This is a genomic window from Photobacterium piscicola (genome assembly GCF_046058925.1).
GTDB lineage: Bacteria > Pseudomonadota > Gammaproteobacteria > Enterobacterales > Vibrionaceae > Photobacterium > Photobacterium piscicola.
In genome coordinates, this window is sequence record NZ_CP175534.1 from 1,761,455 (window position 1) to 1,784,179 (window position 22,725).

The 22,725-nt window shown below is 38.7% G+C and carries 21 protein-coding genes; 11 read left to right on the forward strand and 10 right to left on the reverse strand.

From position 1 onward, the window contains the following. Positions 1-12 precede the first annotated feature (12 nt). The 3 genes from ACJZU6_RS08420 to ACJZU6_RS08430 form a co-directional block, all read right to left on the reverse strand. Positions 13-972 carry a DUF3137 domain-containing protein gene (locus tag ACJZU6_RS08420; RefSeq protein WP_158258939.1) on the reverse strand — a complete coding sequence of 320 codons (960 nt, stop codon included), beginning with the start codon at positions 970-972 and terminating at the stop codon, positions 13-15. A 13-nt stretch (positions 973-985) separates the two neighbouring features. Continuing rightward, positions 986-1,540, reverse strand: a complete 555-nt coding sequence (locus ACJZU6_RS08425; RefSeq protein WP_080157608.1) for a LemA family protein — start codon at positions 1,538-1,540, stop codon at positions 986-988. Between the two features lie 138 nt (positions 1,541-1,678). After that, entirely contained in the window at positions 1,679-2,173 is a 495-nt protein-coding gene (locus ACJZU6_RS08430) for an N-acetyltransferase (RefSeq protein WP_080157607.1), read from the reverse strand. Positions 2,174-2,475: 302 nt separating this feature from the next. On the opposite strand from ACJZU6_RS08430, the gene rsuA reads away from it, so the two are divergent. The 3 genes from rsuA to ACJZU6_RS08445 all read left to right on the forward strand — a co-directional run bounded on the left by rsuA (position 2,476) and on the right by ACJZU6_RS08445 (position 5,291). Beyond that, positions 2,476-3,174: a 16S rRNA pseudouridine(516) synthase RsuA gene (rsuA, locus tag ACJZU6_RS08435; RefSeq protein WP_408900072.1), complete on the forward strand. Its 699-nt coding sequence runs from the start codon at positions 2,476-2,478 to the stop codon at positions 3,172-3,174. 227 nt (positions 3,175-3,401) lie between these two features. Further along, complete coding sequence (locus ACJZU6_RS08440) at positions 3,402-4,592, forward strand: Bcr/CflA family multidrug efflux MFS transporter (RefSeq protein ID WP_080157605.1); 1,191 nt, start codon at positions 3,402-3,404, stop codon at positions 4,590-4,592. Between the two features lie 45 nt (positions 4,593-4,637). Beyond that, positions 4,638-5,291: a DUF2913 family protein gene (locus tag ACJZU6_RS08445; protein ID WP_327779757.1), complete on the forward strand. Its 654-nt coding sequence runs from the start codon at positions 4,638-4,640 to the stop codon at positions 5,289-5,291. 105 nt (positions 5,292-5,396) lie between these two features. On the opposite strand, the gene ACJZU6_RS08450 is transcribed toward ACJZU6_RS08445, so the two are convergent. Further along, positions 5,397-6,545, reverse strand: coding sequence for an MFS transporter (locus tag ACJZU6_RS08450; protein WP_408900933.1), 1,149 nt, complete (start codon positions 6,543-6,545; stop codon positions 5,397-5,399). 191 nt (positions 6,546-6,736) lie between these two features. On the opposite strand from ACJZU6_RS08450, the gene ACJZU6_RS08455 reads away from it, so the two are divergent. Beyond that, on the forward strand, positions 6,737-7,516 hold the full coding sequence (locus ACJZU6_RS08455; protein WP_408900073.1) for an AraC family transcriptional regulator: 780 nt from the start codon (positions 6,737-6,739) through the stop codon (positions 7,514-7,516). A gap of 279 nt (positions 7,517-7,795) precedes the next feature. After that, complete coding sequence (locus ACJZU6_RS08460) at positions 7,796-8,962, forward strand: PcfJ domain-containing protein (RefSeq protein WP_080157602.1); 1,167 nt, start codon at positions 7,796-7,798, stop codon at positions 8,960-8,962. Between the two features lie 91 nt (positions 8,963-9,053). Here the strand turns inward: ACJZU6_RS08460 and ACJZU6_RS08465 are convergent, their stop codons facing one another. The 3 genes from ACJZU6_RS08465 to ACJZU6_RS08475 all read right to left on the reverse strand — a co-directional run bounded on the left by ACJZU6_RS08465 (position 9,054) and on the right by ACJZU6_RS08475 (position 11,713). Then, positions 9,054-9,728: a peptidoglycan DD-metalloendopeptidase family protein gene (locus ACJZU6_RS08465; protein ID WP_297481663.1), complete on the reverse strand. Its 675-nt coding sequence runs from the start codon at positions 9,726-9,728 to the stop codon at positions 9,054-9,056. Positions 9,729-9,750: 22 nt separating this feature from the next. Continuing rightward, a complete protein-coding gene (locus ACJZU6_RS08470) occupies positions 9,751-10,986 on the reverse strand; it encodes an MFS transporter (protein WP_408900074.1) in 1,236 nt (411 codons plus the stop codon). A gap of 154 nt (positions 10,987-11,140) precedes the next feature. After that, a complete protein-coding gene (locus ACJZU6_RS08475) occupies positions 11,141-11,713 on the reverse strand; it encodes a hypothetical protein (RefSeq protein WP_080157599.1) in 573 nt (190 codons plus the stop codon). Between the two features lie 201 nt (positions 11,714-11,914). On the opposite strand from ACJZU6_RS08475, the gene ACJZU6_RS08480 reads away from it, so the two are divergent. The 3 genes from ACJZU6_RS08480 (at position 11,915) to ACJZU6_RS08490 (ending at position 14,267) form a co-directional block, all read left to right on the forward strand. Then, positions 11,915-12,505 carry a TetR/AcrR family transcriptional regulator gene (locus ACJZU6_RS08480; RefSeq protein ID WP_080157598.1) on the forward strand — a complete coding sequence of 197 codons (591 nt, stop codon included), beginning with the start codon at positions 11,915-11,917 and terminating at the stop codon, positions 12,503-12,505. Positions 12,506-12,608: 103 nt separating this feature from the next. Further along, positions 12,609-13,637, forward strand: coding sequence for an NADP-dependent oxidoreductase (locus tag ACJZU6_RS08485; protein ID WP_080157597.1), 1,029 nt, complete (start codon positions 12,609-12,611; stop codon positions 13,635-13,637). Between the two features lie 15 nt (positions 13,638-13,652). Next, positions 13,653-14,267 (forward strand): glutathione S-transferase family protein, encoded by a 615-nt coding sequence (locus ACJZU6_RS08490; RefSeq protein WP_107276344.1) that lies wholly within the window; start codon positions 13,653-13,655, stop codon positions 14,265-14,267. A gap of 79 nt (positions 14,268-14,346) precedes the next feature. On the opposite strand, the gene ACJZU6_RS08495 is transcribed toward ACJZU6_RS08490, so the two are convergent. After that, positions 14,347-15,606, reverse strand: a complete 1,260-nt coding sequence (locus ACJZU6_RS08495) for a CynX/NimT family MFS transporter (protein ID WP_408900075.1) — start codon at positions 15,604-15,606, stop codon at positions 14,347-14,349. Between the two features lie 96 nt (positions 15,607-15,702). Between ACJZU6_RS08495 and ACJZU6_RS08500 the strand changes: the two genes are divergently transcribed. Next, positions 15,703-16,482, forward strand: a complete 780-nt coding sequence (locus tag ACJZU6_RS08500) for an AraC family transcriptional regulator (protein WP_408900076.1) — start codon at positions 15,703-15,705, stop codon at positions 16,480-16,482. Positions 16,483-16,618: 136 nt separating this feature from the next. Further along, positions 16,619-17,389 carry a class II glutamine amidotransferase gene (locus ACJZU6_RS08505; RefSeq protein WP_080157593.1) on the forward strand — a complete coding sequence of 257 codons (771 nt, stop codon included), beginning with the start codon at positions 16,619-16,621 and terminating at the stop codon, positions 17,387-17,389. Between the two features lie 129 nt (positions 17,390-17,518). On the opposite strand, the gene ACJZU6_RS08510 is transcribed toward ACJZU6_RS08505, so the two are convergent. Beyond that, positions 17,519-18,988, reverse strand: a complete 1,470-nt coding sequence (locus ACJZU6_RS08510; protein WP_408900077.1) for a C69 family dipeptidase — start codon at positions 18,986-18,988, stop codon at positions 17,519-17,521. Between the two features lie 392 nt (positions 18,989-19,380). On the opposite strand from ACJZU6_RS08510, the gene ACJZU6_RS08515 reads away from it, so the two are divergent. After that, positions 19,381-20,955, forward strand: coding sequence for a BCCT family transporter (locus tag ACJZU6_RS08515; protein WP_080157591.1), 1,575 nt, complete (start codon positions 19,381-19,383; stop codon positions 20,953-20,955). 155 nt (positions 20,956-21,110) lie between these two features. Here the strand turns inward: ACJZU6_RS08515 and ACJZU6_RS08520 are convergent, their stop codons facing one another. Beyond that, positions 21,111-22,571, reverse strand: coding sequence for an SDR family oxidoreductase (locus tag ACJZU6_RS08520; RefSeq protein WP_408900078.1), 1,461 nt, complete (start codon positions 22,569-22,571; stop codon positions 21,111-21,113). Positions 22,572-22,725 lie beyond the last annotated feature (154 nt).

The window sequence follows — 22,725 nt, forward strand, 5'->3', positions numbered from 1 at the left end:
TATGACAGGTTGTTATGGCTTTGTCCAGATTCGAGTATTGAGATCGAGTTCATCAACGATATTAATAACAAACTTTAGATCGTAATAAATAGAAGCAATAAATGTTAGTGAGTCAGCTTGTTGGAACAATTTAGGTTCAAAATAATTTTTAGAGCTTGAAATTGCAATATACAGATGATCATTAACAAATGAGAAGGCTATCGTATGATCTGAGCGGTTACTGAAATTGATCAGCCGCTGCACCATTGCTGGCGACAGTAAATAACGTGCTTCTACTTGATCGTTACTGTACACATTGAACAGTTGCGTAAACTCTGGATCTTCAAGAATAACTTGTTGTTGGTTATTGCTGAAAATATCGGAGAGTTTTTGTCCCATCGCTGAAAAAATACTATGATTTTTCGGCATGATGGTCGTTTGACCTGAGAAATGTTTATTCGCATCAGCAACGAAAAAGAGCCCTTTAAAAATCGTGTGCCATTGGTCTTGGCTTTTGCCATTGTTATCTCGACCTTGGGTTTTATATTCCGTGTGTAACTCAGAAAAACGTAACGATGTTTTATCAATTTGGCCTTCAATAAAATCTTCACCGCGATAGCGATCATAGTGGCGACCAAAGAGGGCACTATTTTTATAATCTAGTTTATCAATACATTGTGTTGGCTTATAACTAAAGCTGCTATCAATAGAACTGATTAATTTGGTGACAATTTTATGCTTATAATCTTTTTTATATTGATCCCATCGCTTGCTGTATAAACGGTGCATAACGATGGCAATAATAATCGAAAAAATAATACCAAAAGCTTGAAAGTTATACATAAAGCTTAATGGAATGATAATAGCGGCAAACCCGACACCAAGCAGTAATGATAGCCAATATTGTTTGATGACTTTTTTACGATCCTGATCAAGCGCTTCTAATTGAGGTTTAAGATGGGTTTCGTAAAGTACAGTAAGTTTACTATCCATAAATACTGATGTCCTACTGCTTAAATAAACGTGCCGCATCAATGTTAGTGCGTTCTACGTCTGTAATTTCAAATAACGGTAAAGTGGTTAACATCATTTGATTGGCGATAAAGCTTGATGGAAACATTTCAATGGCGTTGTTATAACGTGTTACTGCGGCATTAAAACTACGACGAGCGGCTGAAATTTGCTCTTCCGTTTCATTAATTGAACGCATTAACAGGGCTGTATTCTCACTTGCTTTTAAATCAGGGTAGGCTTCAACCGCAATTTTAAAGTGAGAAACAGCTTCTGATAGCTGTTTATCTAATTGTGGTTTATTTGCCGTATCGACATGCTGTGATTGTTGTCGTAATGCGGTTAACTCAGTTAGAACCGACTGCTCATGCTTCATGTAAGCTTTAGTGGTTTCAATTAAGTTGGGGAGTAAATCAAATCGCTTTTTCAGCATGACATCAATGCTTGCCTCTGCATTTGCTACTTGGTTCTTTTTACCAATAAGGCTGTTGCGCATTGCAATATATAACCCAGCAACCAGTGCTATAAAGACGATTATACTTATTAACATTGTTATTTTCCTTTATATAAACCAGTAGCGAGGAACAAGGGGTGTGGCTACCTGTATTTAGGTTTCCTTTAGTTATAACGAAAAAAGCCTTGTCAAAACAAGGCTTAAATGCAGATTAATCGTCATTATTAGGTTAATTTATGAGGCAAGAGTGGCTGGTACTGGAGATTCTGTTAAGTTTTTTGTCATCATGCAAAATTGACGACGTGGTGTAAAGCCATGCTTTTCATAGAAATTACGTGCACCCGCATTACCGATATTGACCTCAAGTGATAATGCTTTAACGCCATCTTGAATGACCAATGCTTCAAGTTGTGGTAATAATTCAGTTCCAATGCCATGTTGACGCCAATCTGCTTTTAAATAGAACTGATCGATTAAACCAATTTTACCACCATGCTCAAGACTGAAGCTGTAGCTAACAATAATATGCCCAGCAATATGTTTAACGCCGTGCTGTTCTACTTCAATGAACCATGCCTGTCCCAATTCTGGATTACTTAGCAGTTGCTTCGCCGCGATCATGGTCTGCTCTGCCTTTTGAGGTAAGGCCTCATAATCAAATAATTCATCGATTAACTGAAGAAATTTATCTAATGAAGAAAGTATTGGTGTGCGAAGAGAAATGTTCATACTGAGTCCCTAAGTTAAAGCCTTATCTTGAAAGCTTTATTGATTACAACGTGTGAGTAAGTTGTTGTATTTGCATAGAGTGAATATTTTTTTAATTTGTAATCTAGCAGATATATGACAATTGAGTCATAGAAATGTTCATATTTTTAATGAAATAACGGCAGCGTTAACTATTTTTATTGTTGTTTGTTGCCGTTTCAATGTGTTTAAAGCATGAATGTGTTCGAAAATGAAGTTTTTAATGCATATCTGTGATTTGCTTCCTATAATACCGAATCTTTTGTAAGTAGCGGAGCCAGTCAATGAGGCTTGATAAATTCTTAGGTACCACTTTAGGTATCACCCGTAGAGAAGCCGGTAAACTTCTTCGTGATAAAATGATTGAAGTTGATGGCGAAATTGTTCGCAGTGCTTCTTTCTCTGTCGGTGACGATAACAATGTAGAATTTAACGGTCGTCCACTTCGCCTGCAAGGGCCTCGTTACTTCATGTTGAATAAACCACAAGGTTTTGTGTGTTCACATGTTGATGATTTCAATCCGACTGTTTTTGTATTGTTTGATGAAGTTAGCCCTGAAAAAATGCATGTGGCTGGACGTTTAGACAGTGATACAACCGGCTTAACATTATTAACAGATGATGGCCAATGGTCACACCGTATTACTTCACCACGCCATGTGTGTGAGAAAGTGTATTTTGTAGAAACGGCTGATCCTATTGTTGCTGAAAATATTGCGCAATTTGAAGCTGGTGTACAACTGAATGGTGAGAAAGAGCTTACTCGACCTGCAAAGTTAGAAATTGTAGGTGAACGTGAGGGTGTCTTAACCATCACTGAAGGTAAGTATCATCAGGTTAAGCGTATGTTTGCTGCGGTAGGTAATCGTGTTGTCGGTCTACACCGTGAGCGCGTAGGTACGGTTGAACTAGATGAAGATCTTGAACCTGGTCAATACCGTCCATTAACGGATGAAGAGATTGCATCATTTCTAGCTAAATAATCTTAATGATTGTTTTAAAAACTAAAAAGCATAAATAGCCTTATTTGTGCTTTTTTTATAAGTGATATATTAAACAACAACATCTCTTTGGGTTACAACCGTTAGAAATTTTTTATTTCCTATTAGGAAAGAATGATTGTTGTTTTTTAGCGTACAATAGGGTCATTGTCTCTTCAATAGCAATTATATTCGGCCTATCGTTGTTATTTTTATAAAAAAGAATCCTTATGACTCAACAAGCCTCATCTAAATTGAGTTTACAGCTCATTCTCATTCTCGGTGCAATTGCCGCTTTAACTCCTTTTGCTATTGATATGTATTTACCGGCAATGCCCAATATTGCCAAAGACTTTTTAGTTTCTCCTGGTGCTGTTCAAGTCACCTTAACCGCTTATACCGCAGGTTTTGCTTTTGGTCAGTTAATTCATGGCCCATTAGCTGATAGTTATGGTCGTCGTCCGATGCTCATTGCTGGTACGGTGAGCTTTTTAGTGTTAACTATTTTAGGTGCATTAAGTACTAATATTACCGAGTTAACTATTGTGCGTGTAGCGCAAGGTTTTGCTGGTGCGGCTGCGGCGGTTATTATTGGCGCACTTGTGCGTGATATGTTTGAACGCGAAGAGTTCTCTCGAACCATGTCATTTGTGACACTGGTTATGACTATCGCACCATTAGTTGCCCCAGTGTTGGGTGGTCATCTTTCCGTTTGGTTTGGTTGGCGTGCGGTTTTTTGGGCGTTAGCTGTTTTTGCTGTTATTGTTTTAGTGTCTATTCTTTTCCAAATTAAAGAAACGTTGCCCAAAGAAAAACGGATGCCGTTTCATTTATCGTCAATCATAAAAAATTACAAACGACTACTATCTAATCCAGTTGCATTTGGCTTAGTGTGTTGCAGTGGTTTTTCTTTCGCTGGTATGTTTACATTCTTAACCGCTGGCTCTTTTGTCTACATTGATATTTATGGCGTCAGTGTTGAGAATTTTGGTTACTACTTTTGTTTGAACATTCTTTGCATGATTTTGTTTACGAGTATCAATGGCCGTTTTGTGAAACGAAAAGGTACCCATTGGATGTTGCGGTTTGGGTTAGCGATACAATTAACCGCTGGTGTGTTGCTATTTTTGGGGCAATGGCTAGGGTTAGGCTTATGGGGTGTTGTTATTCCGGTTGCGTTATTTATCGGTACACTCTCTACTATTGGTAGTAACACCATGGCGTGTTTATTATCGAGCTATCCACAAATGGCGGGTACTGCTTCTTCTTTAGGTGGAACGTTCCGGTTTGGTATTGGTTCTATTGTTGGTGGTCTGGTTGCATTAATGCCGGATAGTAATGCATGGCCAATGGCATTGACCATGGCATCATGTGCTATATTATCGGCTGGTTTTTATTGGTTCCTTGCCCGCACAGCTTAAAGGTTGTGTGGTGATTTGATATTTTTGGATTGTTTGAAATAAATCATGACCATTTTTTTTAATGAAATTTACAATGTAGTTAACAGCGGGTTAGTGGCTTTACAAGAGGCACAAGCAACAGGTAAAGCACAGAAGAACCCTGTCAGTGAAAGTATTTTTTTGAGTGCTTGGGTAACAAAAGTGCTTAAACAACATAGTTTTGATCGCTGTGTAGTGAAAACATTGCAGGAATGGCAGCAACAATCACGAACCATGGGTAAAAATGCACAGCTAAAATTGCATTTTGAACGTTTAGCGGAAACTTACGCTAAAGTCACTGATGAGCAAGGACAATCAATTGCGATTACATCAGCAGTAATGACAACGTTTTATACCGCGTTAGAACAGCAAGATTGGCTAGTGACTAATGAATACGAAGTGAATCGTAAAGTGAGTCACCATACAGACGGTAAAGCATCATTAGTTGTTTGTTCAGCGCAATATGCAGCATCAATGAATGATGAGGGTGAGTTAGTTAAACCTCTATCTTTGTACGTACGTGGTAATGTGCAGCAGTTTATTGATACGGCTTACCAACATGGAATTTTGTTATTCAAAATTACTGACTATAAGTCTAAAGTTAAATTTCATGGGGAATACATTATTTACCCATCAAATACGGGTACTCATTTGCCAGAGCTACCGACTCGAATACTATAAACTAAATTGATTTTACCCCCTAAGCCGCATTATTGCGGCTTAGTTGTATTTGAGATAAACGAAGAAAGAGAGGGTAAATAGCGTTAGGTGGTTATCGTACTGGTTTTATTGAAGCCATCTATTAATATGATGAAAGAGTACCAGTGTTATCGCAAGGATGGCACAGATGATAAGTGTGATACCAAGATCGCCCACTATAGCGGCTTTATGTAAACCGGCTCCAATGACGAGATAATAAAATAACCCCAGTAATGCGCCAGCAGTGCCTAAATGATCACGGTAATTATTTAATGCGGTACTTAATAAATTAGGTAAAGCTAAACCAAATGACAGTGATATAAAAATCATCGGTAAGAAAAACCAAATTGAGGTTTGTAATAGATAAACGCCAATACTACTTATGAGCAGTATGATAGATGCAAGGGTGATGATAGTTTGTGATATGACATGTCGACGTAGTAATCGCATATTAAGCATTGCACCAAGGATTGAGCCTAACGCCAGTACAGCGCTGGTATAGCCGAATAATTTAATGCTGACATGTAATTTTTCAAACATAAAAGGGGCAAGGCTATAATAGGAAAATAATGCAATGTTAAAAATGGCAACCATCAACATGATGTACCAAATGTGAAGATCTTTCAGCATTTTGGTGCCGATAAAGAGCAAGCTATCTCGTTGGGTTTGAGTTGGTTTTGTTTCGGGTAATTGCAATAAGCTCCAGCAGAGTAAGCCACTGGTTAGTATTATCATGCCGATAAACACCCATTTATAGCCGCCATTAACGGTTAACCAACTGCCCGTTATCATGCCAATAATAGGGCTGATGCCAATGGATGTTCCAATAATAGAAAATACCCGTCCGAGCTCTGGACCTTGGTAACAATCACGAAGGATCGTTTGAGTACAGACTGAACCCACCGCCGCTCCAAAGGCACAACAACCAAAGCCGATAAGAAGTAATGTAAATGTCGATGCGTATAAAGTGAAAACAGCAGAGCTGATAAAAATAATGAGTCCAATCAGTGTCGAATAACGACGACCAATGATGTCACACATTCTACCCCAAAAAACGACCCCAACAGCAAAGGTGATAAAGAACACCGACATGCCTTGTGCTGCAGTTGAACCCGTAACGTTAAAATGGGTTTTAATTGACGTTAATGCTGGGCTATACATGGTTTCGATGATTTGTGGAAACATTAATAATGTCACCGCTAACGGCATTGATATTTTATTAATATTGTTATTCATATGATTTTTTATAAATTCCATGATGTCGTTCTAAAAATATAAGCTAAAACGATTCTTTTTATTAATGCGTAGGATTGCTATCTTGAATATACGTATTGTTTCAATATGGTAATTATTATAAGGTGCTCATTTTTGAACTTATATTAATATAAAGACTATATATATTAAATTAAGGACAGGTGACGTCAGTAATGGCATATATTGAAGAAGGTCAACAATTTTGTCCCAATGACTTTGATGGTTTAGTTGTCGGTCTGGCGGCGAATGTTGGTGATCATAATTCTGGCGAGCATCGGCATGACAAAGATCAACTATTATTCTCACACCATGGTTGTATGGTAATCACTCTTGAAGGGGTTAAGTGTGTATTGCCTCCTATGCGCGCAGCTTGGATCCCTGCTGGGATGTTGCATAATGCGCAGATGACCAATGTAACTCAGTATCGCTCGTTGTATTTTGATCTAGCTTTACAGTCACAACTAAGTCGTGAAATGAAGATTATTGATATTAATCCATTGATGGCGATACTGCTTGAAAGAATGTCAATGTGGCCGTTTGATAAACCCAATAATGAGCAATTAAACTCAGTTAATTTATTGATAGAAGAGCTTAATTCTGCCACTGAAAGTCATTTGAATCTGCCGTTACCTGATGATGTTAGATTATCTAAGTGGCTTGAAGAGATTAATGAACCCGATTTTATTGCGCCGACGTTAGCTGATCTTAGTCTGTTAGTGGGGGCGAGCCAGAAAACCATTACCCGCATTTTTAATAAAGAAACAGCAATGCCATATCAGAGTTGGCGTCAACAATGGCGATTGTTAACCGCAATTGAATTATTATCGCAACATCAGCGTATTACTGATATTTCATACCGTTTAGGTTTTGCGAATGATAGTGCTTTTATTAGTTTCTTTCGTCAAAAAACAGGATTCACGCCACTGAATTTTATGCTTGAATCTAAATCGTAATTCTTAGAGGTGATATATTTTAATTGTCATCGCGGTAAGATGAATATTTGTTATTATTGACTCGTTTTTTGCGAAGATTTAACGCCAAATAAACATTTAAATAACCTGTAATATTGTAGAATATCTATTCTACGCAAAGCTCTCATCTTGATATTTTTTAAGTTGAATATTGATATTAATAAGTCATGATAGACTTATTAATTACCGCAGTAATACAGATAGTATTAAGATAATAATTATTGTCACTGTGAGAGGGATAACAGATTAATAGGGACATCTATGCCTGTTTGTTGTACTGAACACCAGTCTACTCATATTTCTACACCTTTGATCTTATCGTTTGATGAGACATTAACTTTCTTTCCATTTGTATTGGAGTTCTATGATTGGCGAGATGGTTTGATTATGTATCGTGCTTATCGTGATGGACACCGTGAGTTATTAGAAGGCAGTTGTTCGTTTTATATCGAACATATTGAATCACTGGCTGGTGGTAAAGCGTGGATTGAAAGTATTCCCGCAGGATTGGTTGATAAAGCCCGCGCTTATGCTGATTTGGGGGTGTACATGCTCAAGATGGCGGCAATGAGTGATAAAGCTCGCCATTTATTAGCCCAACGTCCAATATTACTTTATCTGATGTGTGAACGTTATCCATTAGATCATGAACAAGTATTAGCTTTATGTGAACTAGGCCAACGTAAGATATTAGCTCATTTAGGCTTAGCATCGTGCCGTTCAGCGTTGCGTTTTATTGATCGTATTCAAAGTGATTTTTCCACTCGTTCTGTGGTGATTGTGATCCATCGTTTGCTCGATCCTGAAATGATGACATTTAAACTGTTTCGGCATTATTCAGCAATCACGACTTTAACGTTGCAAGTGTATTTACAATGGCCAACATTAACGGGCACAAAATTAGGCTTTTATTTAATTAAAGCGTCACCGCGAGAACGACTGCGAATTAATCAGATATTATCGGATGTGTTTCAGTTAGGTTATCGTGTGCTTGATGTTGATTCAGTGCGACGTATTCATGCTGTAACATCGTATGATGAATTGAAAAAATTACATGATCGATGGTTAATTGCTCAAAAAACAGCAAAAGTTATACCAGATCCAAGTTGCGACAAGGAGTATGAGATTCCTTATGATGGCAATAGTAATATTGTACCGATTCGAAATTATCAGCAGCTTGAGCTTGAAGGTATAGAACAAAATCACTATGTCGCTATTTACCATCATCGGATTATTAAGGGTGAGTATTTAGTGTATAAAATGCATATGCCAGAACGCGTCACCATAGGGTTAAAGCGACACTATTTAGCTAATGGACGGGCGAGTGATATTTATACAGTTGATCAAATTCAAGCGCGCAATAATCGTTTACCATCGTATGAAACCTTAGAAACGGTGTATAGCTGGCTTGATAGCGTTAGAAAATAATGCCGAGATTATTGTTGGTATATTAAGCATAAAATTTAAATCGCATATCATGTATTTATCAATATGCGATTTAAGCTTTAGCCGTTAATTTTTAATCAAGATCGGATCGTTTAAGAATCAAATTAGGGTTAGGGCAGTTATTGCGGTAAAAATCTAATTCAATGGGATCAACAACGCCAATATAATCATCAGTGTTAGATCCCATATTCTCAATGATCTGTAAATGAAGATGCGGAGCCCAACCGCCATTTTCTGCTGTGGTGCCGATTGCCGTAAATTGTTGACCTGCATTTATAAGATCGCCAACCTGCAATTGTGTATGTGCGGCTTGGTGAAGATGACCATATAAAGTAAAAAAGGTTATTCCCTCAAGCTGGTGGCGTAAAATAATAGTGGGACCGTAATCACCTTCATTTTGATGATTAGCAATACTATGGATTTTGCCATCAAGCGGTGCAAAGACAGGTGTTAAAGAGGGGACACCCAAATCGATTCCCATATGAACGGTACGATTTTTACTGTCACTAAAATTTTCTTTATCTTGATAAATTAGCCGTTGTTCTGCATAACGACCAATCACTATTTGTGCGTTCATTGCTGTTGACTGACGGGCTATTTCATCAGCAAAACTGTGATTGGTGCTAACACTTTGCCAAAGCGCACTGGCAGGGGAAAGATCAACAATGAGTCCACGCCCAAATTGAAGTGGCTCTGGGATCACCGCATGAAACTGATGAGCTTGAAGTGCACTGGTTAATGGTGTCATGTATGTTGTCCTATTCATCATCTTAATTAGCCGCCGTAATGAGCGTTGCTGCCTTTTTAGGGACGATAATCATCGCAATCACATAACCGATGGCGGCAATCGCTGTCGGTAGAATTAAATCAATATTGACAAATACACTGGTTAAATAGCCGCTTAATGTCCACGCAAGGCCTACCATTGCACTCGACATTGCCATAACCCAGCCTTGATCTGCTTCACTGGCTCTGTCTGATAACGCCGTAATGTAAAATGGAAATGCAATCGCCACCATAACGGCGGTAAATATCATCGCAGCAATATGTGTATTAGGTGTAGGCGTTATTGCTAATAAAATCATACCAATCGCAGCAAATAGGGTCGTGATCCGCAATGCTGAGAGTACGTTAATACGCGCTAGAATGAGTCGAGGAAGCAGTAATAGCGAACAGATCATGACTACACCGATAGCCATCATAAAATATTGGTAGAAGCTGCTTTCTACACTAATGCCCCATTTCTGAGGGAAAATAAACGCGATATTTTGAAAGTATAAACTCCAACTAAATTGGCAAATAAAAACGATCGCTAAACAAGCCAATAAGCCCGATTGGCTACGTTTTAATGGGGCAACAAAAGAGAGTGGATTTTCGTTGTGTAAGGCGATTTGCGGCGGTAACCGAATAAGATTTAGTAGTATTAAACAAAAGATAGCAATAATAAGACAAGCGTAAAATGGTGCTTGAGTGCCATAGGTTGCTGACAATTTACTGCCTAATGCTGGGCCAAATGACATCGCCGCTGTCATTACGATCGCGACCATACTCATTAATGTCGCTTTGGTTTTGCCACGGCTATTATCAGCAAGAATCGCTTGTGCAATCGGCTGGCTAGCAGAGCCAAGGCTATTGATCATGTTACCTGCAAATAATAATGCAATAGATCCGATCACAATGGCATAGATAGGCATCGCAAAACCAATCGCAGCAATGATCAAACATAAGACCATGGTTACTTTACGGCTAAAGCGGTCAGCAAAACGCGCAATGAGTGGGGTAAAAAACATGGAGATAAAAGGAGCGGCTGACATTACCGTACCAAATAAAGTACGACGTTGTTCGATTGGCATATTTTGTGCGATAGCAAGTGAGTGATCAGTTAAAAATAAACTCACATACGCTGGGATTGTAATAAAAAAGCCCGCAGAGCCAAGGAAGATAATGCAATAGAGCGTAAATAAGGTGGTAGGTTTTAACGCCAAATGGTGAGTTGTCGTTGGCATATGCTGTGAGATCCTGACTGCGAGAATAATCGACTATTTTAATCAGGTATTACGATGAATCAAGTTATTACTGGTTCAGATATTAATAAATAAACAACGCCTTGTGGGTAAAGACCAATCACAAGGCGTATGTTTAAGCGACTAACGAGGAGAATTACTGGTTAATAGTAATTTCATTGTCCAAGTCTTTTAATGCCATTTTTTGAATGTTAATGCCAAACATCATCATGATTAGGCACCAGTTTAAGTAAGGTAATTTACCTGCACCTAAACTTTCAGTGACGTTCTCTGGTTTCCAGTTAAATAATGCCGCGATATTTTCAGTGGTCATTTCTGCAAATAAACCGCTGTCGATCAATTTTGCGAACTGATCACTAGTCGGGCAAACAAACGTATTTTGACTGCCAAATGCAGAAGGCTTAAATAAGCGTAATACACGTTTGATTTCGTCAACTTCAATCACTTTACCATTGGTTGCGATGTTAGGTCGGCCAATCAGTGCGGCAATAAAACACCAGCAAGGGTAAGGAATTGAAGAAACATCTAGTGGCTCTTTTTTATATTTAGCAGTCCAATTACAGATGTTTTTTTCTTGTAGACCTGTTGCTAAAGTAAGTTGCTTGGCATCATACCCATTATCTTTTAATAGGTTAATTGCTTCTGCAACTTCAGAAACTAAAGGTTTGCTCCAAGTTGCAAAAGGGGTAAAGACATTTTCTCTAATCAAAACGATATTCCAATTGACAGTGTAATACAGGTGTTTTGCTAATTGTTGATGATCATACGTGTTCAGCGCTGTATGTCTATTAATATCCGTCGATATAAATAAGATAGAAACAAGTTATTCATTACCAGTGGCAACTGTACTATTTAAAATAATTAGGCCATAGGACTAGACGACTGGTCTAGTCGCGTTTATAGTTATCACATGAAAACAAAAACAAACGATACACGTCAGCATATTTTAGATATTGGTTACCAACTTGTGGTCACCAAGGGATTCACGAATGTTGGCCTGTCTGAAATTTTAAAAACAGCAGCGGTACCAAAAGGTTCTTTTTATCATTATTTTAAGTCAAAAGAGCAATTTGGTGAGGCGTTAATTCAACACTATTTTGAGCAGTATTTAGAACACGTTAGCGCAATTTTAGAGCAAGGCACTGGAACTGGTTTTGATCGCGTAACTGATTATTTTTCACGTTGGTTAATTATTGATAATGGCACCTGTAACGTCAATAAATGTGTGGTGGTTAAGCTCAGTGCTGAAGTTTCTGATTTGTCTGAACCAATGCGTGAGGCCTTAAAAAAAGGAGCTTATAGCATTGTAAACTTGATTGCATTATGCATTGATGATGGTATTAAAGACGGCTCAATTACGGTAGCAGACAGTCAATTAACGGCTCAAACCTTATATCAATTATGGCTGGGTGCGAGTTTGTTTTATAAACTTAGCCAAGATGTCACAGTATTACAGCAAGCGCTAATCACGACTAAAACGCAGCTACAGCTAGTCGTTTAATGGCGGTTGCTTATTAATTATCCCATTATTTTATGATGGGATTTTTTAAAACCTAAAACTAGACGACTGGTCTAATATTTAATAAAAAGAAAAGGATAGCTCAATGACAAACCTAAACCGCAAAATCGTATTAGCATCTCGCCCTGTTGGTGCTCCAACAGCTGATAATTTTCGTCTAGAACAAACCGTTATTCCTACGATAGCGGCAGGGGAGATTTTATTGCGTAGTGTGTATTTATCATTAGACCCTTATATGCGTGGTCGTATGAGTGATGCTAAATCCTATGCTGATCCTGTTGCGGTAGGTGAGGTTATGGTTGGTGGTACGGTATGTCAAATTGAGCAGTCTAATCATGCTGATTTTGCACAAGGTGAGTGGGTGTTATCTTATTCAGGTTGGCAAGATTATGCTGTTTCAAATGGTGACGGATTAATTAAATTAGGCATGCAGCCAACACATCCATCCTATGCGTTGGGTGTGATGGGAATGCCGGGTTTTACCGCTTATATGGGTTTGCTTGATATTGGTCAACCTAAGCCTGGCGATACGATTGTTGTGGCGGCTGCAACAGGTGCCGTGGGTTCAATGGTGGGCCAGATTGGTAAAATTAAAGGTTGTCGCGTTGTGGGTGTCGCAGGTGGCGAAGAAAAATGTCGCTATGCCAAAGACGTGCTAGGTTTTGATGATTGTATTGATCACAAAGCTGATGATTTCGCAGTACAATTAGCAGCTGCTTGTGATAAAGGCATTGATATTTATTATGAAAATGTCGGTGGTAAAGTCTTTGATGCAGTATTACCGCTACTTAATACGGGCGCTCGTATTCCATTATGTGGTTTGATTTCTCAATATAATGCCACTGAATTGCCGCAAGGGCCTGATCGCATGTCGATGCTAATGGGCACGCTATTGATTAAGCGTATCAAGATGCAAGGTTTTATTATCTTTGATGATTATGCAGATCGTTATGATGAATTTGCCACAGATATGAGCCAATGGTTAGCGGAAGGCAAAATCCATTATCGTGAAGATTTAGTGCAAGGGCTAGAAAATGCTCCTCAAGCGTTTATTGGTTTATTAGACGGTAAGAATTTTGGCAAATTGGTTATTCAAACCAATCAAGCTCAATAATAAGGTGAATAGAATATGATCACACTTCATCACTTAAATAAATCACGTTCAAAGCGCATTATTTGGTTATTAGAAGAACTTGACTTAGCATATGAAGTTAAGCCTTATTTACGTGACGCCGTCACGTTTTTAGCACCACCAGAATTGAAAAATATTCATCCGTTGGGAAAATCACCAGTTATTGAAGACAATGGGGCGGTGATTGCTGAATCTGGCGCTATTACTGAATATTTAATTCAGACTTATAATCCTAATTTAGCACCTAAAGTGGGAACACCAGCTTATATTGAATATTTACAATGGCTTCATTTTGCTGAAAGTTCAGCTATTTTACCGTTATTATTAAAGATGTTTGTTGCTAAAGATGGTGCTAAAACTAATTTCTTAGAAGGCTATGCAGACGTAGAAGCTGAAAAAGTTATCAGTTATTTTGAGCAGAGCCTTGAAGGCAAAACGTATTTAGTTGAAGAACGGCTCACCGGAGCAGATATCATGATGTCGTTTATTGCTGAAATACTGCAAAATAACGGCATGATTGTGAATTATCCTAATATTCAACGCTATCAAGCTCAATTAGCAACGCATGATAAGTTTATTAAAGCGGATCAGATTGAGCAGCAATTGGGTTAACCGTTATTATGGTTTATTAAAGGTCACTTTTGAGTGACCTTTTTTGTTATAAGGCAGTCATTAAATAATGTAGGCTCGATTAAGACTGATGTCGGGGGTGGGTATTATCGATAATAATATCGTTGCCTGTTTGTGTGCGTATAATAATTTGGGGTCGACCTGCATACAATGCCAATAAAGCCCATATCACACAAACACTTGTGGTCATTAATAAGGGCAATGACCAACTGGCTGTCATTTCGTGTAACGAACCAAAAATGAGAGGACCACTGGCCGCTAATAGATAACCCATACATTGTGCCATGCCTGATAATGCTGCGGCTTGATGTGCATCGTGAGTACGAATACCAACAAAAGACAGACCAAGAATAAAGCCTCCACCACAACTAAAACCAATACAAATCACCCACACAATAGCGTGTTCAGGCATCAATAACAGTCCTAGAATACTAGAGAATGACAATATTGCGATTATGACACTCATTGTGCGTTTATCTTTTATTTTTGCCATTAGTGGAATAAGGATCAGTGCCGGCATTGCTGTTGATAATTGAAGAATACCGTGAATATAACCCGCTTGATTCTCTGTATAGCCATTATCAACTAATATGCTTGGTAACCAACTGATAAATATATACATAATAAATGAGTTAAGGCCGAGAAATATTGTCACTTGCCACGCAGCAGCTGAACGCCATAAATAACTATGGCTATCTATATCTGCCGTATCGACTGATGGTCGAGTATGAGTACTTAATTGTGGCAACCACATCAAGATAGAGACTACGGGAAAGATAATAACGCTAGCTAATGAAAATGCCCACGATGGTATTGCTGTAATGTGGAGTTTTTCTGCTAAGTTCAACAGCGGAATAGCAGTACTAGAACTGATGGTTGAGCCAATCCCCATAACAAGTACATAGATGGCTGTTAATGTTGGTACTTGAGTTGGAAAGTCTCTTTTAAGCAAACTGGGTAATAAAACATTACCAATAGCAATACCTATCCCAATAATACAAGTCCCTAAAAAAAGTGTTGCTATTGAGCCTGATGAACGAATGATAATCCCTAATGAAATCAGTGTCAGGGCGATCATCAACGAAGATTCAAGGCCTATTTTTCTTGCTAGCCCAGAAGATATAGGTGAAAAAAGCGCAAAGGCAAGCAAAGGTAGTGTTGTTAACATGCCTCCTTGTGTGGGGGATAAGTGAAGATCATGCGAGATAAACTCTAGAATAGGACCTAAACCGGTAATCGGGGCGCGAAGGTTACTGGCAATTAATAAAATGCTGATAATCATTAACACGGGGTGCGCGACTTTACGAATGGAGTGTGACATATCTGCCTCCTATAAAAATATGGAGGTCATAATAGACTTTACATTCATTTCTTTATTTGGTTGTATTGACATTTTATAGCCTAAAACGGTCATATTATGAATGTTAAAACCAATGTTATGGGGTTTGATACCGATCTATACTCACAAAAGGTACTAGCATTACGGGTTGCAGGTATTGAAAAAGAAGAGGAAGCGCCATTCCACCATCATCATAAAGGGCAATTAGTGATGCCGTTAACTGGGTTTGCTAAATGTTATATTGACGATGCAGTGTGGATGGTGCCAGCACATTGCGCTGTTTGGATTCCGAGTCAAGTACCGCATAGCAATCAAATTTCGATGGATGCTGATGTGTGTATGCTGTTTGTTGATCAAGATATTATTGGAATGCCAAATAAAGCGTGCACACTGTCTGTTACCCCATTATTGCGTGAATTAATTATTCGTTTAGCACAAGAGCAGCAAAATTATGCTAAAGAAGGCGCAGTAGCACGTTTAGTTGATGTGTTGGTTGATGAATTGATAGTAATGCCAACCGAGCAGTTTGATTTTCCTATTCCATCTGAAGCTCGGTTATACCAAATTGCGCAACGTTTACTCACAAATCCTGGTGATAGAAAAACCGTGGGTGAGTGGGCGGCACAATTTGCAATGAGTGAACGAACATTAGCACGCTTGGTTAAACAAGAAATCGGCCTCACTTTTGGTCGCTGGCGTGGGCAGTTACATATTGTAGTGGCATTACAAAAGCTCTCGATGGGGGAGTCGGTACAACGGGTAGCGGAAGATTTAGGTTATGAATCAGTGAGCGCATTTATTTTGTTTTTTAAAAAAACCTTAGGGCGACCGCCAAAGCAATACATGAAGCAACGATAATTAATGACTATTATGATGAATATGTGTATTGAAATAAGTGGGTTGTGATAAACGATATAAGCATAGTGATCAGTGGTTGTGCGTGGTAAATTAAGTAACTTGTTTAGTCTGTATTGTTTTGAGTAAGGAATACGTTATGTCCCGATGGTTAGCCTATCATGGTGACAGTATCTATTTGGATGAATTGATTTATCAGCCAGAGCATTCATTAATTCAGCAAAGTGTCGAATCGAATAAAAAGCGCACTGTTCGTGCGAATGGCGACGGCTTTGGTTTAGGTTGGTATTCTCATCGTGCATTGCCGGGCTATTATCATGATATTTTACCCGCATGGGGTGATGAGAATTTACGCTCACTAGCGCATCATATTAGTTCACATCGTTTTATGGCACATATTCGCCATTCAACAGGATCCCAAGTATCTCGAGTTAATTGTCATCCGTTTGTGCTCGATAATTGGATGTTTTTGCATAATGGTCAGATCAGTGGCTTTGATCAGGTAAAATTCACGTTAGTGCGTCAATTAACGGAAGAATTATTTTTAAAACGAGTTGGCACGACGGATAGCGAATTAATTTTCTTAATGATGATTAAAAATGGGCTTCGCATTGATCCTATTGCCGCGATTAATCAGACTTTATATGAAATTGAACAAGCAATGGAAGATAAGTCGATAACGGGGCCGCTAAAAACGTCGCTTTGTATCTCTGATGGTGAGCAATTTTGGGTGGTGCGTTATAGTTCTGACCATCAACCACCACCAGTGTTTATCCAGTGTTCAAACAAAAAAACTATTATTGCTTCTGAGCCATTAGATCATTCTGGTTCATGGCAAAAAATTCCGCGTCAAACCATTACACATATTGTTAATCATCACTGTACGCAGTATGACTTAATTATTGATTAACCTGTGGTGTGTAATATTGAAAAGGCAGTCTAAATAGGCTGCCTTTTTAATATCGGTGGTAATCGTAATCAGCGATGTTTACTGTTCTATTATATTTATTGTTCAATTATAAATATTAAACAGTGTTAATTAAGCCCCCTTGAATGGGTAAATGGCATTGGTATCTGATGTCATCTTGGTAATAATTCTATTTTGAAGATTATTGGCTGTTGCCATTGCTTGATTAGTGACGGTTAATTCAAAATTATTTAACAGTGTTTGTGCTTTTTGAGGCTCAGTTTTATAGATTGCTAAATAATCTTTTTGTGTTTGTGCCATGAGTGCAGTTTGTTTCTTTTCAAATTCGGCATAGGCTTTTTTCACCATTGGTGCAAACTGATTATAGTCTGTCATTGCAAGGGTCTGTACCTTACGTAATTGCCAATAAGCTGACATATTATCAGCGATGGTGCCAACGCCTGTTTTGTAAATAGCCGGAATTTTTGCACCTTGATAAAATGCGATATAAGGGGTGAGATCGGTCATGCCCCAGCCAATGTAAGCCACTTCGCCGATGGCCTGAGGTAATGCTGGGTTAATTTGAAGAATATGGGATTGATAGGTTCTAAATACTGAGATAGGACGATAAGTTTCTTTAGGATTAACGTTAGCATAGGGATCATGTGAGGTACCTTGATAATGATTTCGTAGTCCTTGTTTAACATCCTCGACCGATAATTTATGTGCAGGCTCAGCAAAGACAGGAAAAGCCTGTGGATCGGCTAAGGTTGTTTTAATGCCGTTACTGTACATATGTTGTAAGGCGTGTACGCGTGGATAATTATAAAGACGATCGTTGTTGTTATCGATGGAATAGGCGCGATGAAAATTAAACTTACCCTCTTGTTTAGGCTTATATACACCTTGAGCAATAGCAAAACTGATCAGCGTTGGGCTAGAAAGGTATTTATCGGTGTTGTCAGGATCAAAATGTTGTAATCGCCCTTGATTAGCAGAAACAAAATAATTGTTATTATCGAGTTTGGTTGCCATCCATTGGTGACCGCTGCCTGTTTCTAAATACCAGATCCCCGTTTTATCAACAAAAGCCACCCCAAAACCTTCTGCAGCACCTTGTTTTTCAATAATCTCACCTAAGAGTTGTACGCCTTCTTTGGCTGATTTTGCTCGCGGTAAAATAACATTAACAATCGAATCTTCATTGATACCGGCTTTTTCATTGTAAGGATCAACGGCAAGGACAGTGGGGTTGTTATAAATAGTTTCCGTGGCTGACATTCCAATTCCAAGCTCATTAAAACCCGCAGAACCAAAAGAAGTGTCATGCGTTTTTGCTTTAGAAAAACTGCTATAAGCAAGATTGGTTGCAGGTAAAGGGTAAGTAAACGCATTGCTACTAGAGCGAAATTCACCCGTTTTATTCGTTTGATGAGGATGATTAAACCAGTGTGGATTGACTAATGGGCTATGGTCTGCGTTTCTCGCAATAATATAACTACTATCAGTTGTGGCTTGATTACCGATAAGAATTGTTGTGCAAGCTAAAATTGACGGGGAAACTGTTGCCGCGACCACAGCGTAAAGTAATGTGTATTTCATAAGATACCTCTCCATTGCCGTTAAAAAAGTGCTTATTACTATAGGGCATAGAAATAGGGGTATTTGCGTGAAATATCACACTCATTACATCGTTTAAAAGCATTAATTGATAACTAAGTTTGCATCTATTAATTTGAAATTTGTTTGTTCAGTAACTATTTTATTGTTCTTATGCAAGTAAAGCTTAATGAGTTTTTTTGATGGTTTCGATTATTTTTATTTCTTAATGGGCAGGTTTATGTAACAAGTTATAAGTTTCTGTTTTCAAATTACAATCCTATTAAATGACGGCTTAAATCCTTTTTCCTTTGAAAATCATAGGGAAAATTTAACTAGCGTTACGGTTTGGATGCTGATAGTGTGTCTTCCCTCACACACAGCGTGAGACATTTATGCGACGCAATACAAGTCAAATTAGCAACAACGTAGCTCCAAATATAGTTATGGGACTAAAAGGTTTAGACAATAAACTCGTTCCTGCTCTAACGATTGGGTTTATCACCTTATTCGTTCTTTCTGCTTTAATTGATATGCCTGCTTTTACCTCAATGATTCAAACATCATTCAGTTCTGCTGCAAATAACTTCGGTTCAAGTTGGCAGTGGTTGATGTTGGTGAACTTTTTTCTAGCATTAATTGTAGCGATTAGTCCATTAGGTAAAAAAGTGATGGGCAGTGTTGCTAAACCAACCATTGGCACTTTCCGTTGGTTAGCAATGATCATGTGTACGCTACTTGCTGGTGGCGGCGTTTTTTGGTCTGCCGCAGAACCTATTTATCACTTCATGACCCCGTCTCCATCATTTCCTGGTGTAGAAGCGGGTACGCTTGCCGCAGTAACACCAGCATTAGATCAAGCCTTCTTACACTGGGGTTTTCTTGCTTGGGCTGTACTCGGTACGCTTTCAACGATTGTTTTAATGTATGCTCACCATGAACATGGCATTAAACTTCGCCCACGCGCTTTATTATTTCCGCTTTTTGGTCATCGTTTAGAAAATCATTGGGTAGGCAGTGTTATTGACGCATGTTCAATTATAGCTGTGGCTGCAGGTACTATTGGACCTATAGGCTTTTTAGCCTCTCAATTAGGTTATAGCCTTGAGTTATTAACGGGCTTAGAAAACAATACCCAATCACAGCTGATTATTTTAGCTGTTGTTGTCGCTATTTATTCTGCTTCAGCGGCTTCTGGAATGGACAAAGGTTTACAGTGGTTATCACGCCTTAATGTTATCGGTGCATTTGTACTGTTAGCGGCAATGCTAATCTTAGGGCCAACAACTTTCTTATTGAAAGAGTTTGGTTCTGCGTTTGGTAGCTACTTACAAAACATGGGTTCAATGAGTTTGACGACCGTAAAGCCTGAATGGAATTTATGGTGGACATGGTTCTTCTGGGGTTGGTTCATTGGTTTTGCACCAATGATGGCGATCTTTATTGCCCGTATTTCTGAAGGCCGTAGTATTCGCAGTTTAATCTTATGTGTTGCTGTTGGTGCACCGATTGCGACTAACTTTTGGTTCGCTGTGCTTGGTGGTACAGGTATTTCATTAGAACTGAATAACCCAGGTATGATTTCAGGACCATTGAATGATGGTGGTCTACCTTCAGTATTATTAGCAACACTGTCTAATTTACCTCTGAGTTATATTCTATTACCTGCGTTTTTAGTGCTAACTACAACCTTTGTCGTCACAACAGGTGACTCAATGGCATACTCGATTGCGATGGTCGTTTCGGGTGATAATGAACCTAGTAGTAAGCACCGTTTATTCTGGGCGATTACTATGGGTGTCGTGGCTGCAGTATTGTTATTAGCCGGGGATGGTGGTTTAAATGCACTACAATCCTTTATTGTTATTACCGCGGTACCTGTTTCATTGCTGATTGGATTAACACTATTAAGTGGTCCTGTTGCGGCATGGAAGATGACATGTGCATCTAAAGTAGCCAAGGCGGCTTAATGTGTGTGATGTGATTTTTACATTCAGTTAGTAATACAAAAAACCGAAAGTGTCATGCTTTCGGTTTTTTTTATGTCTCTATTTTAATGACTATCTAATCATCACCACATTGATACTAGCGATAAGTAATGTGGTTGATAATTAGATAAGCCGTATTATTTTGTTTCGATATTGCCTTGTTGTATTTTTGCTTTACAGCGTTTCACTAAGGCATGGGTCATGCCTCGAAAAATAAACAAATGAGCTGGCATCATCGCAAACCAATAAAGTAGCCCCATAAAGCCTTTTGGGTGCCACCACGCACGAATGTCGATAGTGCGATGATCACCACAATCTTCAATGGTAAACTCTAATCGACCTAAGCCAGGGGCTTTCATACCAAATAATAACGATAGGAAATGATTTTTTTCAAGACTGATCACTTTCCACGAATCAATTTGATCGCCCAATTGTAATTGTTGAGGATCACGCCGATAACGCTTGAGGGCATCACCACCAATCATGGCATCCATCCATTCTCGTACTCGCCATAATCCATTGGCATAAAAGTAACCTTCTTCACCGCCAACCAGCTGTACTTGGCGCCATAAGTCTTCACAACTGGCATCTGTTTTAAGCGTGTAACCTGCTTGTTTCGGATAGTAGCCATAACCTGTTTGCCAGCGTAGTAGGGCATCAGGATCAAATCCCCAGATTTCGCTTTTAACGACTTCAGTATTCATTATCAGTGTTTCTTGAATGGCTTCTTCATAACTGATCAAATGTTGAGGTATTCGACGTTGAAGTTCACTGCCGTCAGCGGGAAGATCGCAACTTAGTCCTCCAATAAGTGCGCGGGCAATATTAGTTGGAACCGACGTTATAAAACGAAGCCAATAGGTCGCCATTTGAGGGCTTAACCATTTTAATGGAATAACTCGGATTGTTTTGCCATGAACTTTGCTTAAGCGAACCATTTGATCTTGGTAGGTCATTTGTTCGGGCCCCGCGACATCTAAGATTAGATTTTTGTCTTGAGGGCAATCAATAAGCTGAGTGAGATAATAGAGTAAGTTGCGTAGGGCAATAGGAGAGTTACGTGAAGTGACCCAACGCGGAGTTAACATTATGGGTAGGTGATAAACAAAGTCTTGCATGACTTCAAATGCGGCTGATCCTGGCCCAATAATAATACCCGCCCGTAATTCAGTAACACATTTTCCACTATCACGAAGAATATTACCGGTTTCTTTGCGTGCCATTAAATGTTTCGATTGGCTGGTAGGTGATTGTAAGGCGCCAAGATAGATAAGATGCTTAACGTTACTGAGGGCAAGATACTGACTAAAATGTTTAGCACAATCGAGTTCAAATTCAATAAAATCATGACCATGATTCATACCATGAACCAGAAAATAAACGGTATCGATATCTGCAAATAGATCCGTTAAGTCTTGGTCAATATCTAAATCTAATTCAACCAATGTTAGATTATCAATATTTCCCCAGCCACGTTTCTCTAAGAGCTTGAGGTTCCGTCCTGTTGCTGTTACGTGATGGCCTAACTTTAATAGTTGCGGCACAAGATGACTGCCAATATAACCTGAAGCGCCAACGACAAGAATATTTCTGCTCATTAAATAACCACTCTGAATTCCGTGTTGCGATATAGATAGGCAAAAAATTCTGTTATTAAATTTTTTAATATCGCCTTTAAAGATAATGGCTTTTTATTGATTAAAAGCAATAATAAACTGCAAAAGATGATAGTTTTTACAGGTTAATATGATT

What these genes read in the sequence shown, in the direction of transcription:
- ACJZU6_RS08505 (WP_080157593.1), top strand. Translation starts at nt 16,619, where the DNA reads ATGTCCCGATGGTTAGCCTATCATGGTGACAGTATCTATTTGGATGAA.
- ACJZU6_RS08485 (WP_080157597.1), top strand. Translation starts at nt 12,609, where the DNA reads ATGACAAACCTAAACCGCAAAATCGTATTAGCATCTCGCCCTGTTGGT.
- ACJZU6_RS08420 (WP_158258939.1), bottom strand. Translation starts at nt 972, where the DNA reads ATGGATAGTAAACTTACTGTACTTTACGAAACCCATCTTAAACCTCAA.
- ACJZU6_RS08460 (WP_080157602.1), top strand. Translation starts at nt 7,796, where the DNA reads ATGCCTGTTTGTTGTACTGAACACCAGTCTACTCATATTTCTACACCT.
- ACJZU6_RS08470 (WP_408900074.1), bottom strand. Translation starts at nt 10,986, where the DNA reads ATGCCAACGACAACTCACCATTTGGCGTTAAAACCTACCACCTTATTT.
- ACJZU6_RS08480 (WP_080157598.1), top strand. Translation starts at nt 11,915, where the DNA reads ATGAAAACAAAAACAAACGATACACGTCAGCATATTTTAGATATTGGT.
- ACJZU6_RS08450 (WP_408900933.1), bottom strand. Translation starts at nt 6,545, where the DNA reads ATGAATAACAATATTAATAAAATATCAATGCCGTTAGCGGTGACATTA.
- rsuA (WP_408900072.1), top strand. Translation starts at nt 2,476, where the DNA reads ATGAGGCTTGATAAATTCTTAGGTACCACTTTAGGTATCACCCGTAGA.
- ACJZU6_RS08490 (WP_107276344.1), top strand. Translation starts at nt 13,653, where the DNA reads ATGATCACACTTCATCACTTAAATAAATCACGTTCAAAGCGCATTATT.
- ACJZU6_RS08445 (WP_327779757.1), top strand. Translation starts at nt 4,638, where the DNA reads ATGACCATTTTTTTTAATGAAATTTACAATGTAGTTAACAGCGGGTTA.
- ACJZU6_RS08465 (WP_297481663.1), bottom strand. Translation starts at nt 9,728, where the DNA reads ATGACACCATTAACCAGTGCACTTCAAGCTCATCAGTTTCATGCGGTG.
- ACJZU6_RS08425 (WP_080157608.1), bottom strand. Translation starts at nt 1,540, where the DNA reads ATGTTAATAAGTATAATCGTCTTTATAGCACTGGTTGCTGGGTTATAT.
- ACJZU6_RS08520 (WP_408900078.1), bottom strand. Translation starts at nt 22,571, where the DNA reads ATGAGCAGAAATATTCTTGTCGTTGGCGCTTCAGGTTATATTGGCAGT.
- ACJZU6_RS08500 (WP_408900076.1), top strand. Translation starts at nt 15,703, where the DNA reads ATGAATGTTAAAACCAATGTTATGGGGTTTGATACCGATCTATACTCA.
- ACJZU6_RS08510 (WP_408900077.1), bottom strand. Translation starts at nt 18,988, where the DNA reads ATGAAATACACATTACTTTACGCTGTGGTCGCGGCAACAGTTTCCCCG.
- ACJZU6_RS08440 (WP_080157605.1), top strand. Translation starts at nt 3,402, where the DNA reads ATGACTCAACAAGCCTCATCTAAATTGAGTTTACAGCTCATTCTCATT.
- ACJZU6_RS08455 (WP_408900073.1), top strand. Translation starts at nt 6,737, where the DNA reads ATGGCATATATTGAAGAAGGTCAACAATTTTGTCCCAATGACTTTGAT.
- ACJZU6_RS08495 (WP_408900075.1), bottom strand. Translation starts at nt 15,606, where the DNA reads ATGTCACACTCCATTCGTAAAGTCGCGCACCCCGTGTTAATGATTATC.
- ACJZU6_RS08430 (WP_080157607.1), bottom strand. Translation starts at nt 2,173, where the DNA reads ATGAACATTTCTCTTCGCACACCAATACTTTCTTCATTAGATAAATTT.
- ACJZU6_RS08515 (WP_080157591.1), top strand. Translation starts at nt 19,381, where the DNA reads ATGCGACGCAATACAAGTCAAATTAGCAACAACGTAGCTCCAAATATA.